A 15,861-nucleotide genomic window follows, 5' to 3' on the forward strand; every position below is an offset into this window, starting at 1 on the left:
TAGGGCTTTTGCATTATGTATAAAATTATTAAAATAAAATTTCCTTTCAAATTCAACATATACTGATTTAAAACAATTATGCCTATTCTTTTTTTACGGGAAATTTCTGTGTATAAATTAAATTCACTTTATATTATGACAATTGCAATAATATTGAGCTCACAATCTATTTTTGCAAATACAGAACAAATTCACCAACGAATAAAAAGCCTTCCAAAAGAGCTCAAACCTGAATTTATAGATAAGACACCGATTCCCAATCTATATACTCTTTCAAATATTAGAGGTTCTATATTGATTGATGCTTCAGGCCGATATTTAATTGATGGGGATATGATTGATCTTGAGAATATGCAAAACATAGCAGACTATAATTATCAAAAACATTATGCAATCAACCCAAAGCAACTCCCTACAGCCAATGCATTAAAAGAAGTAAAAGGGAATGGTAAAAGAGTTTTATATGTTTTTGCAGATCCCGACTGCCCTGCATGTCAGGCATTACAAGGGATTCTTGAGGATATTGATAACATAACAATTTACACTTTCCCAATGGGATTAGCACATTTACACCCCACGGCCATTGAAACCTCCAAGAATATTTGGTGCTCAAAAGATCCTGTCAAAGCTTGGAAGGCATATTTATTAGATGGGGATAAACCAAATAAAAGAGCAAATTCGTGTCATCAACCCATCGATCAAAATATGGCAATAACCAAAAAATATCGAATTAATCTAACACCGACAATATTTAATTCACAAGGACATCGAGTTGTTGGGGTACCCGAACTTGAAGGCTTAGAAAATTTTATTAATACTGTCGATCATGAATGAGGTACTTGTTTGAATACCCTGTTTATTTGTAGTCGTAATCAATGGCGTAGCCCAACAGCTGAGCGCATTTTCGCTCAAGGCTATGGCCTACATACCCGTTCCGCAGGGACCAGCCGTCATGCCAAACATACTCTCTCTTTAAAGGATATTGCTTGGGCGGAACAAATCTTTGTAATGGAGTCTCGACACAAGCAACAGATCAAAGAACAGTTTTCTAAACAACTCATACATAAACGAGTGTTTGTGCTCGATATTCCAGATGACTATCGCTATATGGACCCGGAGCTGATTGAATTACTTCAATTGGCGATGCAACCATATTTAAAATAAAGTTTGGGCTAAATTCTTGTCGAAAGCACAAATCAACGTTATTGTTCCTTTATTCTCAACACAACCGATTCCTCATGAAAATAACGATCAAAACATGGTTATCTGCACTCAGCTTGAGTCTGCTCAGCTTACAAAGCCTACATGCCGATAGCAAAACACTGGAAAGAAACTTCAAACAGAATTATCCAGATATTCCAGTCAAATCAGTTAGTCCTTCACCTTTACCTGGTATTTATGAAGTCTATGCTGCTGGCAAAATCATCTATACAGATGAAACAGCCAAATATCTGTTTTTCGGTAACCTTCTCGATGTCAAAAACAAGAAAAATTTGACCGAAGAGCGCTTAGCTGAATTTGGCAAAATTGATGTCAAACAACTACCGCTCGATCAAGCAATCAAATATGTAAAAGGTAAGGGAGAACGTATCCTTTACGTCTTTAGCGATCCTGACTGCCCCTATTGCCAAAAACTTGAACAGAACATGACCTCTATCGATAATGTCACGGTTTATCTGTTCTTGTTCCCACTAAAAAGTTTACATCCACAAGCTGAAGCTGTTGCCAATCAAATTTGGTGTTCAAAAAACCAATATGAAGCTTGGGAGGATTATATGCTGCATCGTAAAGCACCGAAAAACGCAGTACAGTGTGAAACCCCAATACAAAAGAATCTTGCCTTAGGTCAAAAACTACAAATTGATGGTACCCCGACCCTATTCCTGCAAAATGGGATGCGCCTCTCTGGTAGCCCACAAAATGCGGAACAGATTGAGCAGCTTTTACAGGAAGCCAGCAGTAACAAATAATACGCAATGATGGAGGCTTGTTGACTTTTTTGCCACAAAGGGTTCACAAGCTTTCATTCAAAAAATTAAACATAAATTATTGATTTAATTTTATTTATTTAATTTACAGACTTAATTCCCCTTCTTCCATTTCACTACGATTTATACAAAATCCTTATTTACATTTTCGCCCAAACTTTTATGATGAAGGCAGCATATTGAGTTCTGCTATGCAAAGGATGAAAGCAGATCAACATGAAAGGAAAATAAACATGAAAAAATTGCTCATCGCGAGTTTAATTACGATTGCAAGCCATACAACATTTGCAGCAGACACTAAAGCAACAACCGTCAAGGCCGATCCGTTATTCACCAAAGCGACTCAACTTTACGAAGCAAAAGACTACCCTGCAGCCTTTCAGGAAATGCAACGTTTGGCCGATACTGGAAATAAACAAGCGATCTTTAATTTAGGTTATATGACTCAAGCTGGGCAAGGGACAGCGAAAGATGAGAAGAAAGCATTGCAGTATTATCAAGATGCATCAAACAAAGGCTATGGCCCTGCAACCTTTGCACTCGCTCAGGCCTACCATAAAGGCACACTTGGGCTAGGTAAAAATCCACAAAAATACAAAGAATATTTAGAGAAAGCCTCAATTCAAGGCTCGGATGAAGCGACCGTTGAGTTTGCTGATATTCTTTTTAGGCAAGGTAAGCCTGAATATGATCAACTTGCTATTCAGAAATTATTGCCTTTATTGAGAAAAGATTATTATCCTGCTAAAAATCTAAAAGCGGTGTATGACCTTGGCATTGGTGTGAAGAATAAAAATCCATTCATGCAGCAACAAGCGGTTGAAAGTTTAAAAGAGCTTGCCAAGAAAGACTATGCACCGTCACTGATGATTCTAGGTAATATGCTCGCCAACGGGAATATTATCGATCAAGATTTAGAACAGGCAAAAAATATTTTTACTCGTTTAGCAGCAGCAAATTACCCCAATGCGAAAGAGTCTTTGGCCAAAGTTGAAGAAGTAATTGCTGCGAAAAAAGCAGCGCCCAAAAAGTAAAAAATAAAGAGCAGCATACACATGCTGCTCTTTTCACTTAGAATTGTTTGCTTACTTTAATTCCAGCACTCCAATTACGCCCATCCGCTGGTTCAAAGAAACGGCTATTGCTATCATTGACAATCACAGAGCCTGCATAGTTCTTATCAAATAAATTATCAATACGCGCAAAGCCATTAACCCCCCAATCTGCATATTTCCATGCATATCCTGTATAAATTGAAGCAACGGTATAGCTTGGCGCTGTATCACTATTCACGTCGTCTACATAAACCTTGTCCATATACTGCGCATCTGCACCCGCATAGAAGCCCTGCTCTGGTTTCCACGCTAAACCAAGAGAAGCTTGGTTCTTCGCAATACCGGGGATTGCGTTGCCCTTTTCAACAGCCTTAACCGTACCGATAGCTGGAATTGCAGCATCAAACTTAGCATCTAAATACCCGTAACTACTGCTAATCTCAAGATCTTTCCAAAGCTTTTTATTCCATGCTAACTCAAGCCCTTGACGAAGCGTTTTATCGGCATTCCGAAAGGTCGCACGTCCATTTGAAGTGCCTGCTGAAACAATATCATCTTTGGTTTTGCTCTGAAAAACAGCCAAAGTAAAATCACCGAGCAGGTTTTGTGATTTTACGCCGAGTTCATAGTTATCACTGCTAGATGGTTTTAGATTAAAGTTAAATCCAGCTTTATCCTTATCCGCCTGATAAGCCATTTCGGTAAACGTTGGGGTTTCAAAGCCTTTGGCGTAGCTCGCATAAGCCAATAACGCAGGTGTAATTTGCCAGCTTAAAGCAGCCGACGGTAACACCTTGTTATAATCTGTTTTATCACTATCATTGCCATTGCTTAAATAGTGATCCTTAGATTTATAATGCACATTGCTATAACGTACACCTGTGTCTAAACGCCAAGCTGGTAAAAACTGCCAAGAGGCTTGTAAATAGGGATCAACATTCCATAAAGTATTGTCTTCATCGCGACGCAATGTGCCTTTCACCCCATAAGTTGGCTTAGCGTTAACGAGATTAAAATTCTCATAGCCTTTGCGGTCTTCATCCATGCTATCAACAGCAAGCCCTGCGCTGAAGGTTGTATTCGGTAACAGCTCTTTCCCTGTCCAACGGAAATCAGCACCATAATAATTCCGTTCAAAATCGATCACCCCACCCGCATGATTTGGATTGGCTTGAGCTGTTTGAGGAATCGATTGATACTGAGTCACTTGACGATTGCCGAAATAAGCCATCACATACAGCTCATGCTGATCATTAATCGGTTTAGACCACGTCACACCCGTTTGCGTTTGCTCAATATCTTTACGGACATTATAAGTATTATTCGCATCATTGACTTGACGCGGATTTTGCTGCCATTGAGCTCTATTTAACCCTTGAGGATCATCAGCATGAATCTTGACATAGTTGGTGACCCAGTTGATTTTAGTGCCATCATCCAAGTTCCACGTCAGTTTGGCATTATTTAAGACTTTTTCTGCACTGCTATGGTCACGATAGCCATCGGTATCAAAATAAGATGAACTAATGATATAGCTCGGTTCATTTTGATTTTTTGCACCGCCCTGTAGTACCACTCCTGCACGATTCTTGTTATGGCTGCCACCCGCATAACTCATTTCAATCGAATCTTTGCCCTGACCTTCTTTGGTCGTTGCCAAAATCGCACCACCTGATGAGTTGCCATATAGTGATGAAAATGGACCAGTTAATACTTCAAGATGACTGAGGCTACTTAAATCAATATTCGAGGTTTGGCCCTGTCCATCTGGCATCGTTGCTGGAATACCATCGGTATATAAACGGATCCCGCGCACACCAAAGGTAGAACGCGCACCAAAACCACGCATCGAGAGCTGCAAATCTTGAGCGTAATTTTCACGATTGCGTAATTGAACACTTGGAATCCCTTTCACCACTTCGGTTAAGTTCACCTGCGCAGATTGATCATTTTGCGGCATATCCACTCTAAAGATCGATGCAGGTGTTTGCATATAAGGGGTATTGGTTCGTGTTGCTTCAACTTTAATGGTTGGAAGCTGCACCGCCTGATCTGCATCGGATTCAACTGCCCAGACAGCGCTACTACTCGCCCCCATACACATTGCGACGCAACCATATAAAAGGTTTATTTTCAGTGAAGGCATGAAGGTTCCTTATTTCTCAAAATTTCAAAAGGATGATTTTTAAAAGTAAGCATCTGATTATTTTATATTTGTCTTACATCATTCACTTTAGCCAAAACCATCAATCTGGTTACTGATTGGCATTGGTAAATAAAATTAAATATCGTCATAATTGTAAGTGAAACATTTGCCCTCATTGTATTGTTGTTGAAACAACTTGAGCTTTCTATGCCCGAACTTCCTGAAGTTGAAACCACCAAAACCAGCTTGCTACCGCTGTTAGAACAACGTGTTCAAGCCGTCAAAGTATTCAATGCAAGTTTACGTTGGCCAATTCCAAACGATCTCGACAAACTAGTCGGACAGCGTTTGACTCAACTTAAACGTCGCTCTAAATATATTTTAGCTGAGTTTGAACAAGATCAGATGCTCTGGCATTTGGGTATGTCAGGCAGCTTTCGTTTGTGTGAACCCAATGAAGCACTCAGAAAGCATGATCATCTGGTGATTGATTTTGAATATCTGCAATTACGCTATCACGACCCACGTCGCTTTGGCTGCATTTTGTGGTTAGACCAACACAATCAAAGCAAACTAATCGACACACTTGGCCCTGAGCCATTAAGCGAAGATTTTAATGCAACTTATCTCCGTGAAAAGCTGAGTAAAAAGAATGTAGGCATTAAAATTGCTTTAATGGATAACCATGTGGTGGTTGGTGTCGGCAATATCTATGCAACAGAAAGTTTATTCAACATCGGGGTTCACCCAGCACAACCAGCTTCAACCTTAAGCAAAGGACAAGTCGACAAACTCGTTATCGAAGTTAAACGCATCTTAAAGCAGGCAATTGATTTAGGTGGCTCGACCTTGCGCGACTATAGCAATGCCATGGGCGAAAATGGTTACTTTCAACAAACGCTTTTGGCCTATGGTCGTGCAGGCGAAATGTGCGTGAATTGTGAAACGACTTTGGAAAATCTGAAATTAGGCCAACGTGCCAGTGTATTCTGCCCGCAATGCCAACCACTGAAGTTTAAAAAAGCGTAAGCTTATTAAGATGTACGGAGGAGAACATATCATGCAAACTGCGATTGTTCGACATATTTTAGTCAAAGACAAAGATCTGGCTGAACAGCTAAAAAAGCGCATTCAGTCTGGTGCTGATTTTGGCAAGGTCGCCAAGCAATACTCAACCTGTAACTCAGCAAAACGGGGGGGAGAATTGGGCGAGGTGAAAAAAGGTCAACTGGTGCCCGTCATCGATAAACTGGTTTTTAGCGCCGCAGAACGCATTTTACATGGCCCAATTAAAAGCCAATTTGGTTTTCATTTGGTTGAAGTCAAATTCCGTATGGGCAGTTTAAGATAATTGATCTCGTTGAGCTTAAATTTAGATTTAAGCTCAACTGTACGGTTATACGAATTTAATCTTGGGGTTTCATCACATAGGTCCATGCCAAGGTTGTACCGCCATCTGACAGTTGAACCAGAACCTCTACCCGTTGATATTGCATCCCTTCAAAATCATCCAACATCTGCCAATTCTGTTCTAATTTTTCGGTACTAAACAAATATCCCTCAACCAAAGGATCTGCTTCATTCAACACGATTGCAGGTAAACCTTGATCTGGTCCCCAATCCAGAATATGAATGGTGCCATGCACCGACGCCTGCCGCCAATCACCGCCGATTTCCCCCAAAATATGGGCATTTTCTCGATTTGGGCACAGTGTGCCATATACAAATAATCGATTCATGTTGCTTGATCCCCCTCATCATATGCACAGCATCTTAAAATGAAAGCAGCAATTTTTCTATGAAAAATAACGATTTTCACATCATTACCCTGCAATGATCTATTCCAATAGGCAATAAAAAAACGGCATCTCAAATGCCGTTTTTTTATTCAAGCTGAATTAACCTTGTTTTTTCAATTCATCACGAATTTCACGTAACAATTGAACATCTTCTGGTGTTGCTTCAGGCTCAGGTGCAGCCTCTTCTTGTTTGCGGATACGGTTCATCACTTTCACCAACAAGAATACCACCCATGCCAATAACAAGAAGTTAATCAGAATGGTTAAGAAGCTACCATAAGCAAATACATTCAGTCCTGCATCTTGTGCCGCTTTCAGGGTTGTCACATTATTCGGGTTATCGCCAAGGATAAGGAACCAGTTGGTGTAATCCACATCACCACCCAAGATCCATGAAATCACCGGCATCACGATATCTTTTACCAATGAATCAATGATTTTACCGAAAGCGCCACCAATGATGACACCAATCGCTAAATCCATCATATTGCCTTTGATGGCAAATTCTTTAAATTCTTTAATAATACTCATCTATAACTCTCCAGAGTTGAACTTGATCGCAACCTGTTTTTGCATTGTTTATTACACAGGCGCAGTTATCCACATAATGTTGATAATTTAATATTTTTATCAAAAAAAGAAAGTTATTTCACACTTTAACAACACTTTTTATTTTCATAAAAATATGTGTTTAAGCATGTTCCTCCCCTCTGATTTATGCAATAAAAAACCGCTAAATAAATTTAGCGGTTTTGTCATTTTTCAGTGAAGAAAAATTATTTATCGCGGTTACGTTTACGTTCGTTTTCAGTTAAGTAACGCTTACGGATACGAATCGATTTTGGTGTTACTTCAACCAACTCATCATCTTGAATGAATTCAAGCGCTTGTTCAAGCGTGTATTCCATTGCAGGTGTTAAAGTTAAAGCTTCATCAGTACCTGACGCACGAACGTTGGTTAACTGCTTCGCTTTGGTCGGGTTTACAACCATATCGTCAGAACGTGAGTTAATACCAATGATCATCCCTTCATACACTTCTAACTGTGGCTTCGCGAATAAACGACCACGGTCTTGAAGTGTGAACAGTGCATAGCCCAAGCAAGTCCCTTGAACCATAGAAATCAACACACCATTTTGACGTTTCGCAACAGTACCCGCTTTTGCTGGACCGTAATGCGAGAAGCTTGATGTCATGATCCCTGTACCAGAAGTCATGGTTAGGAATTCAGAACGGAAACCAATCAAGCCACGTGAAGGTACAGTTGCTTCAATACGGATACGGCCTTTACCGTCAACTTCCATATTGGTCATTTCGCCTTTACGGAAGCCCATTTGTTCCATTACAGAACCTTGATGCTGTTCTTCAACGTCAAACGTTACATTTTCGTATGGCTCTTGTTTTTCACCATCGATTTCTTTCATGATCACTTGTGGACGTGATACGCCCATTTCGAAGCCTTCACGACGCATGTTTTCAATCAATACTGAAAGGTGAAGTTCACCACGGCCTGAAACCTTGAAACGGTCTGGACTGTCAGTATCTTCAACACGGAGTGCTACGTTGTGAATCAATTCACGGTCAAGACGCTCACGAATGTTACGTGAAGTTACGAACTTACCTTCTTTACCCGCAAACGGTGAGTTATTGACTTGGAATGTCATCGAAACTGTTGGTTCATCTACAGACAATGCTGGTAATGCTTCTACATTTTTCGGATCACAAATCGTATCAGAAATGTTTAATGCATCAATACCAGTAATACAGATGATGTCACCAGCTGAAGCTGATTCAACATCAACACGCTCTAAACCATGGTAACCCATGATTTTTAAGATACGGCCGTTACGTGTATTGCCATCTTTATCGATAACAGTAACAGGTGTATTTAATTTTACAGAACCACGTTGGATACGGCCCACACCGATAACACCAACGAAACTGTTATAGTCAAGTGATGAAATCTGCATTTGGAAAGGACCATCAACATCAACTGCTGGTGGTTCAACGATATCTACAATCGTTTGGAACAACGGTGTCATGTCTTCCGCTAATTCTTCTGGTGAAGGACCAGCAACACCACGTAAGCCTGAAGCATAAACGATTGGGAAGTCTAACTGTTCGTCAGAACCACCAAGGTTATCAAACAAATCGAATACTTGATCGATTACCCAATCTGGACGCGCGCTTGGCTTGTCAACTTTGTTGATAATCACGATTGGCTTCAAACCACGCGCGAACGCTTTTTGCGTTACGAAGCGAGTTTGTGGCATTGGACCTTCTTGTGAATCTACAAGAAGCAATACACAGTCAACCATCGACATTACACGTTCCACTTCACCACCGAAGTCGGCGTGTCCCGGGGTGTCCACAATGTTGATGCGGTATTCGGTGTTTGTACGTGCGTCTAACCATTTGATTGCAGTGTTTTTTGCAAGAATGGTAATACCACGTTCAGACTCAAGCGCGTTAGAATCCATAACACGTTCAATCTCGCCTGCGCGATCACCAAGAGCACCTGATTGTTGTAAAAGTTTGTCGACTAGAGTCGTCTTACCATGATCGACGTGCGCAATAATGGCAATGTTACGGAGAGTTTTAATATCTGACATGTAAAATTCGATACGCTTTAAATTTGAGGGCAAATTATACAGAAAAATACTAAACTTTAGTAGTGACAGTTTATTGACAGTGCACTTTTTTTCTGACGAAGTGTTATAGAATCGTTGGTAAAGCGAGCTAACTCTATTAGAATATTCCACTAATGCCTCTCGCTTTTTATACTCCCATGTCGAATTCACAACCTCAGCAGCAGCTTGATCTGGTCTACGGACTCAATGATCGACCGAAACCTTTTGTTGCATTTTTAGCCGCCTTACAGCATCTTTTGGCGATTTTAGTCCCAATTGTCACCCCTGGATTACTGATTTGTTTGGCACTTGGCGTCTCCCGCGAAGACACCAATATGATCCTTTCGATGTCTTTAATCATTTCAGGCATTGCAACCTTTTTACAGTGTAAAAAGGTAGGTCCATTTGGTGCGGGACTGCTCATTGTCCAAGGTACAAGTTTTAACTTTATTGGTCCAATCATTGGTATCGGGAGCGCAATGGTTGCTGCGGGTACACCCGTTGAGCAGGTGATGGCTGCCATCTTTGGTGTGGTGATTGCGGGTTCATTTATTGAAATGGGCGTTTCTCGAATTTTGCCATGGGTAAAAAAGCTGATTACGCCGTTAGTCACAGGTATTGTGGTGCTGTTGATTGGTCTTACTTTGATTAAAGAAGGTCTGATTAGTATGGGCGGTGGTTATACCGCAATGCAGGACAACACCTTTGCCAATGCAGATAACCTGATCATGTCATGTACCGTACTGGGTATTATTATTCTACTCAATCGTATCAAAATTATTTGGGTCAAAAGTTCAGCAATCTTAATTGCATTGGTGATTGGTTATATTCTTGCCGGTTTTATGGGCCATTTAAACTTTTCAGTACTCAGTGATGCTCCCTTGATTCAAATTCCAACACCAATGCATTTTGGACTCAGCTTCTCATGGAGTCTGTTCATCCCGATGGCTTTTATCTATCTGGTCACGTCACTCGAAGCAATTGGTGACGTTACAGCAACCAGTAAAATTTCAAATCAGCCAGTCGATGGCCCAATCTGGATGCAACGGATCAAAGGTGGTGTGTTGGTCAATGGCGCCAACTCATTTTTAGCAGGTATCTTTAATACCTTCCCAAGTTCTGTATTTGCACAAAACAATGGTGTGATTCAATTGACTGGTGTTGCCAGTCGATATGTTGGGATTTGGATTGCCGTGCTATTGGTGATTTTAGGTTTATTCCCTGCTGTAGCTGCCGTGATTCAGGCCGTACCACAAGCGGTACTTGGTGGTGCTGTCATGGTCATGTTTGGCGCAGTCGCTGCTTCTGGTATTAATATTCTTTCCAGTATTCACCTCGACCGTCGTGCTTTGTTGATTATTGCGATTTCACTTGCATTAGGTCTAGGTGTTGCACAAGTACCTCAAATCCTCGAGCATCTACCTGAACTATTTAAAAATATTTTTAGTTCTGGTGTTGCAACAGGCGGTATCGCTGCACTAATTTTAAATATTGTTTTACCTGAAACACATAAATAATCAACCAACAATCGCAAGTGCCCAGTTTCACGACTGGGCTTTGTTTTTGATGAGAGATCAAAATGGATCCACGTAGTGAAGTTGTCATCAGACAACAAGATTATTTAAATGGGCAAATCTTACTGATTAATGCCCCAAATGATCAACTCGCCAAAAATCTACCTCAACATGTTCAAGCTTCTGTATGGACTTGGAATTATGCAGATCACCAAGCTTTCTTAAATACGGGGATCACATCGCATTTTTCAGTTGAATTCCCACAAGCAACGTTTGATCAGGTTGTTATTTTCGTCCCCAAGTCGAAAGAATTACTAAATTATATTCTGCACGTTGTCGTTAGCCATTTAAAACTTGATCACAATATTTTTCTGGTTGGTGAAAAAAAAGGGGGGGTTGAGCGTGCAGCAAAACAATTATTGCAATATGGCAAAACACTAAAACTTGACAGTGCACGTCACTGCCAACTTTGGCAAATGAAGATCGAACGAACAGAGCAGTTAAAACCACTGGAACACTGGTTAAAAACTTATACAGTTCAAATAGATCAAGAACAGTTAAATATCTGTGCCTTGCCTGGTGTATTTAGTCAAGATCATTTAGATGTCGGTACAGCCGTATTAGTCCCTTACCTTAGTCAAGTAAAATCAGGTAAGATTGCCGACTTTGGTTGTGGCGCTGGAATTATTAGTGCCTATTTGGCCAAACTAGATTCGAATCGGCAAATTTTTGCACTTGATGTTGATGCATTTGCATTACGGTCTACTGAGCTGACCTTTCAACGAAATGGTCTGAATTTAACTCAGTTAAATCTCCAAGCTGTCACTGGTTTTGTAGATGCACCGAATGATTTAGATGCGATCGTCAGCAATCCGCCTTTTCATCAGGGAATTCATACCAATTACGATGCGAGTGAGGAACTTTGCCAACGTGCGAAAAAACATCTGAAAAATTCAGGTGAATTATGGATCGTGGCAAATCGTTTTCTAAACTACCCTCCTCTGATTGAACAGAGTTTTGGTGAATGTCAGGTGAAAGCCGATCAACAAGGATTCAAGGTGTTATATGCCTGTGCAAACAGGGGCAGCTGATACTTTATCTATGGTTGCGGCAGAGAATATTTTTTAGGCGGTATAAGGCATGGTTGATGAAATTTAGTGATTCTAAATGAGTCAGCCATAACGCTATAGCGGCAAAAAATATTCCTGCCCCGAAGGGTTATGGTTGAAATTTCCTCACTCTTCGTTATGAAACTTAGCAATAGAGTCGCTATTACTTTCGTTTCATGCCTTGATTAATGAAATTTCAGCTTATAACGCAACCCAGATATAAAGTGTCAACAGACCCTTATACAGTTTAAGGAATTTTTATGAGCGATACATCTGCTCCTCAACACCTTCAGCGCAAGCTCGGGGCTCGACACCTGAACATGATTGCCATTGGTGGATCGATCGGCACAGGCTTATTCCTTGCTTCAGGTTCAACCATTGCCACTGCGGGTCCAGGTGGTGCGTTATTGGCCTATGCCCTCATTGGGATCATGATTTACTTCTTGATGACCAGCTTAGGTGAACTCGCAACGCATAATCCAACATCAGGTGCGTTCTTTACCTATGGTAGCCGCTATGTCGAAGATGGCTTTGGTTTCGCCTTAGGTTGGAATTATTGGTATAACTGGGCCATTACCGTTGCTTTCGAATTGGTTGCCGTCCAGTTCATCATGAAATTTTGGTTCCCTGATATTCCAGGTTTCTACTGGAGTGCGATCTTCCTTGCCATTATTTTTGGGATTAATGCCTTAACGGTGAAAGGTTTTGGTGAAAGTGAGTTCTTATTCTCTTTGATTAAAGTCATTGCCATTATCGTGTTTATCGTGATTGGTATCTGGATGATTGCTAAAATCATGATGACGCCAAATGTCTCGGTATTTCAGCACTGGACTTACAAGGAAGCTCCTTTTGTCGGTGGTTTACAAGCCTTAATCGGGGTTGCCATGATTGCTGGATTCTCATTCCAAGGGACTGAGATGGTGGGGGTTGCCGCAGGTGAATCAAAAGACCCTAAAAAGACCATTCCATTGGCGATTAAACAAATTTTCTGGCGTATTTTACTGTTTTATATCCTATGTATTTTCATCATTGGTACCTTGGTCAGCTATGACGATCCTCTACTGTTAAAAGCAGCTCAGAGCGAAGATATTGCACTCTCTCCATTTACGCTTTTATATGAAAAAGCAGGCTTTGCCTTTGCAGCAAGCTTAATGAATGCGGTAATTCTCAGTGCAATCTTATCTGCGGGTAACTCGGGAATGTACTCCTCTACCCGTATGTTATTTGACATGGCCAAAGAAGGCCGTGCGCCGAAATGGTTCTCCAAACTCGATGGCCGTGGCGTACCAATGAATGCACTCTATGCAACCACTGCAGTTGCGGCATTGTGCTTCTTAACCACCTTTATTGGCGAGAAACAAGTTTTTAACTGGTTACTCAACATGTCAGGAATGTGTGGTTTCATTGTATGGTTAGGTATTGCGATTTCACATTATCGTTTCCGTAAGGGCTATATTGCGCAAGGCTATAAAGTTGAAGATCTGGCATATCGCGCCAAGTTCTTCCCATTTGCCCCATGGTTTGCATTTATTCTTTGTTCAATCATTATCTTAGGTCAAAACTATCAAGCGTTACTTGGTGGTAAAATAGACTGGCTAGGTCTAGTTTCAACCTATATCAGCATTCCATTATTTTTGGCGATCTGGTTGGGTTATAAGTGGAAACACAAGACCAAACTGATTGCTTACAAAGACATGAATGTCAAAGAAGGCGAATAAAAAAACCGCTTTTTACTTGACCCAAATGAAAATATGAGTAAAATCTCGCTCATATTTTCAACGGCACCACATGATAGGAGGATGACAACATGCCATTACAACTAGGAACTACACCATAAGATTTGGCACTGTCGACTCACGGACAAGTGTACAAATCAATTGATCACTTGTCCGAATGCTCTATTTAACCTAGCATTCGCTAGGTTTTTTTATGCCTATTCGGACCAACAATTAAAATACCCGAGACAAGAAAATGGGCATACAAAAAATACTCAATGCAGATGCGCAATATGGTGTTCCAGTGAAAATTTTCACAACCGATATTGATAGCGAAAGTATTGAACAACTGAAAAAAATGGCACAACTGCAATTTGTTTATTCACATATTGCGGTGATGCCTGATGTACATGTCGGCAAAGGTGCGACCGTAGGCAGCGTCATTCCTACCAAAAATGCCATCATCCCCGCAGCTGTCGGTGTTGATATTGGTTGTGGGATGAATGCGATTCGACTCAACCTCAAGGCCTCACAGCTTCCAGACAACCTCGCACCGCTACGTCATGCCATTGAACGTAAGGTTCCTGTGGGCTTTGAACTGCATAAACAAGTAAAAGCAAAAGCTTCTAGCATTATTCCTCTGGAGAAACGCTTACAACCGATCATCAAAAAACATCCAGGTTTGGTTCGGATGCTCAGAAAGTTTGATGCCACTTGGCAAAAACAACTGGGGACCTTAGGTGGCGGCAATCACTTTATCGAACTGTGTTTAGATGAAAATCAGGATGTTTGGGTCATGCTGCATTCTGGTAGCCGCGGTTTAGGCAATGTGATTGGAACCTACTTCATTGAATTGGCAAAGAAAGAAGCACAGCATCGTTTCGGTCATGTCCCTGACAAAGACTTAAGTTATTTTGCTGAAGGTTCAAATAGTTTTGATGATTATGTTGAAGCCGTGGAATGGGCACAAGAATATGCCTTTGAAAATCGACGTGAAATGATGCGTCTGATTTTAGAAGCAATCCGCCCACTGCTACCACCGTTTCAAATGACCAAAGAAGCAATTAACTGCCACCACAATTACGTCAGTCAAGAAACTCACTTTGGTGAGAATCTCTTGATTACACGTAAAGGTGCAATTCGAGCAGGTCAAGATGAATTAGGCATTATCCCTGGCTCAATGGGAGCACGCTCCTATATTGTAAAAGGCAAAGCCAATCCTGAGTCCTTCTGTTCATGCTCACATGGCGCAGGACGTAAAATGAGTCGCAGCAAAGCCAAACTACTGTTTAGTCAGGATGATTTGATTCAGCAAACCCAAGGGATTGAATGTCGAAAAGACAGTGCTGTGATTGATGAAATTCCAGCTGCTTATAAAGATATTGATCAAGTCATGGCAAACCAATCTGATTTGATCGAAATCGTACATACCCTCAAACAGATTTTATGTATCAAAGGATAATCAAATGAAACTCAAAGAAATGCCAAAAATTAAAGTCCGCAACCCTGTAGCGCTTTCGCCTTTATTACATAAAGGTGGAATTCATGAAACAGAGAAACCTCGAGCACAGCATCGACGTGAAAGACAAAATACTAAGCAGCAGCTTAAAAAAGAAATATGGTAAATAATTAATAGTGATTAAAATATTTTAAACCTATTCAATAAAAGGAGAATCCCAATGTTTTATGACTTAAATCCATCATATAAAAAAAGCGACTCTGACGAGTCGCTTTTTTTCAGTTCATAAACTCAAATTATTGAGCTTGTTGACCTGGTTGTACAAGAACAGTACGGCTACCAGTAATCGCAGCGAATACGCGACGGTTCATAGCACGACCTTCTTTAGTTTTGTTGTCAGCAATCGGTTGATCCCAAGCGAAACCTTGAGTTGTCAAACGAGTTGC

Annotated in this window: 15 protein-coding genes and 1 pseudogene; 11 read left to right on the forward strand and 5 right to left on the reverse strand. The window is 40.7% G+C overall.

Annotated features, from left to right (window positions below; genetic code table 11):
• Nucleotides 1-108 precede the first annotated feature (108 nt).
• The 4 genes from F957_RS00130 to F957_RS00115 all read left to right on the forward strand — a co-directional run bounded on the left by F957_RS00130 (nucleotide 109) and on the right by F957_RS00115 (nucleotide 3,022).
• Complete coding sequence (locus tag F957_RS00130) at nucleotides 109-834, forward strand: DsbC family protein (RefSeq protein ID WP_023271402.1); 726 nt, start codon at nucleotides 109-111, stop codon at nucleotides 832-834.
• Nucleotides 835-843: 9 nt separating this feature from the next.
• Nucleotides 844-1,164, forward strand: coding sequence for a low molecular weight protein tyrosine phosphatase family protein (locus F957_RS00125; protein ID WP_016541471.1), 321 nt, complete (start codon nucleotides 844-846; stop codon nucleotides 1,162-1,164).
• A 74-nt stretch (nucleotides 1,165-1,238) separates the two neighbouring features.
• Nucleotides 1,239-1,970 carry a DsbC family protein gene (locus F957_RS00120; protein WP_016541472.1) on the forward strand — a complete coding sequence of 244 codons (732 nt, stop codon included), beginning with the start codon at nucleotides 1,239-1,241 and terminating at the stop codon, nucleotides 1,968-1,970.
• A gap of 251 nt (nucleotides 1,971-2,221) precedes the next feature.
• Nucleotides 2,222-3,022, forward strand: coding sequence for a tetratricopeptide repeat protein (locus F957_RS00115; protein WP_016660719.1), 801 nt, complete (start codon nucleotides 2,222-2,224; stop codon nucleotides 3,020-3,022).
• A gap of 37 nt (nucleotides 3,023-3,059) precedes the next feature.
• On the opposite strand, the gene F957_RS00110 is transcribed toward F957_RS00115, so the two are convergent.
• Nucleotides 3,060-5,189 (reverse strand): TonB-dependent receptor, encoded by a 2,130-nt coding sequence (locus F957_RS00110; RefSeq protein ID WP_016541474.1) that lies wholly within the window; start codon nucleotides 5,187-5,189, stop codon nucleotides 3,060-3,062.
• A 207-nt stretch (nucleotides 5,190-5,396) separates the two neighbouring features.
• Between F957_RS00110 and mutM the strand changes: the two genes are divergently transcribed.
• Both mutM and F957_RS00100 read left to right on the forward strand, forming a co-directional pair.
• Nucleotides 5,397-6,218: a bifunctional DNA-formamidopyrimidine glycosylase/DNA-(apurinic or apyrimidinic site) lyase gene (gene mutM, locus F957_RS00105; protein WP_016541475.1), complete on the forward strand. Its 822-nt coding sequence runs from the start codon at nucleotides 5,397-5,399 to the stop codon at nucleotides 6,216-6,218.
• Between the two features lie 10 nt (nucleotides 6,219-6,228).
• Nucleotides 6,229-6,540: a peptidylprolyl isomerase gene (locus F957_RS00100; RefSeq protein WP_081401633.1), complete on the forward strand. Its 312-nt coding sequence runs from the start codon at nucleotides 6,229-6,231 to the stop codon at nucleotides 6,538-6,540.
• A gap of 55 nt (nucleotides 6,541-6,595) precedes the next feature.
• Here F957_RS00100 and F957_RS00095 read toward each other — a convergent pair whose 3' ends face one another.
• The 3 genes from F957_RS00095 to typA form a co-directional block, all read right to left on the reverse strand.
• Nucleotides 6,596-6,928, reverse strand: coding sequence for a gamma-glutamylcyclotransferase family protein (locus F957_RS00095; protein WP_016541476.1), 333 nt, complete (start codon nucleotides 6,926-6,928; stop codon nucleotides 6,596-6,598).
• Between the two features lie 159 nt (nucleotides 6,929-7,087).
• Nucleotides 7,088-7,519 (reverse strand): large conductance mechanosensitive channel protein MscL, encoded by a 432-nt coding sequence (mscL, locus tag F957_RS00090; protein WP_004652374.1) that lies wholly within the window; start codon nucleotides 7,517-7,519, stop codon nucleotides 7,088-7,090.
• A 245-nt stretch (nucleotides 7,520-7,764) separates the two neighbouring features.
• Nucleotides 7,765-9,600, reverse strand: coding sequence for a translational GTPase TypA (typA, locus tag F957_RS00085; RefSeq protein WP_016541477.1), 1,836 nt, complete (start codon nucleotides 9,598-9,600; stop codon nucleotides 7,765-7,767).
• Between the two features lie 176 nt (nucleotides 9,601-9,776).
• Here typA and F957_RS00080 point away from each other — a divergent pair, with 176 nt between their 5' ends.
• The 5 genes from F957_RS00080 to F957_RS21760 all read left to right on the forward strand — a co-directional run bounded on the left by F957_RS00080 (nucleotide 9,777) and on the right by F957_RS21760 (nucleotide 15,581).
• Complete coding sequence (locus F957_RS00080) at nucleotides 9,777-11,135, forward strand: uracil-xanthine permease family protein (RefSeq protein ID WP_016541478.1); 1,359 nt, start codon at nucleotides 9,777-9,779, stop codon at nucleotides 11,133-11,135.
• A 62-nt stretch (nucleotides 11,136-11,197) separates the two neighbouring features.
• Nucleotides 11,198-12,223, forward strand: coding sequence for a class I SAM-dependent methyltransferase (locus F957_RS00075; protein ID WP_016541479.1), 1,026 nt, complete (start codon nucleotides 11,198-11,200; stop codon nucleotides 12,221-12,223).
• A 278-nt stretch (nucleotides 12,224-12,501) separates the two neighbouring features.
• Nucleotides 12,502-13,959 (forward strand): amino acid permease, encoded by a 1,458-nt coding sequence (locus tag F957_RS00070; protein WP_016541480.1) that lies wholly within the window; start codon nucleotides 12,502-12,504, stop codon nucleotides 13,957-13,959.
• Nucleotides 13,960-14,212: 253 nt separating this feature from the next.
• A complete protein-coding gene (locus F957_RS00065; protein WP_016541481.1) occupies nucleotides 14,213-15,418 on the forward strand; it encodes an RtcB family protein in 1,206 nt (401 codons plus the stop codon).
• A 4-nt stretch (nucleotides 15,419-15,422) separates the two neighbouring features.
• The gene (locus tag F957_RS21760; protein ID WP_016541482.1) at nucleotides 15,423-15,581 is read left to right on the forward strand and encodes a hypothetical protein; all 159 of its coding nucleotides are present in this window, start codon (nucleotides 15,423-15,425) and stop codon (nucleotides 15,579-15,581) included.
• Nucleotides 15,582-15,711: 130 nt separating this feature from the next.
• Here F957_RS21760 and F957_RS21560 read toward each other — a convergent pair.
• Nucleotides 15,712-15,861, reverse strand: a pseudogene (locus tag F957_RS21560) (OmpA family protein); the annotation flags it as partial.

Source organism: Acinetobacter gyllenbergii CIP 110306 = MTCC 11365 (genome assembly GCF_000413855.1).
Classification (GTDB): Bacteria; Pseudomonadota; Gammaproteobacteria; order Pseudomonadales; family Moraxellaceae; genus Acinetobacter; species Acinetobacter gyllenbergii.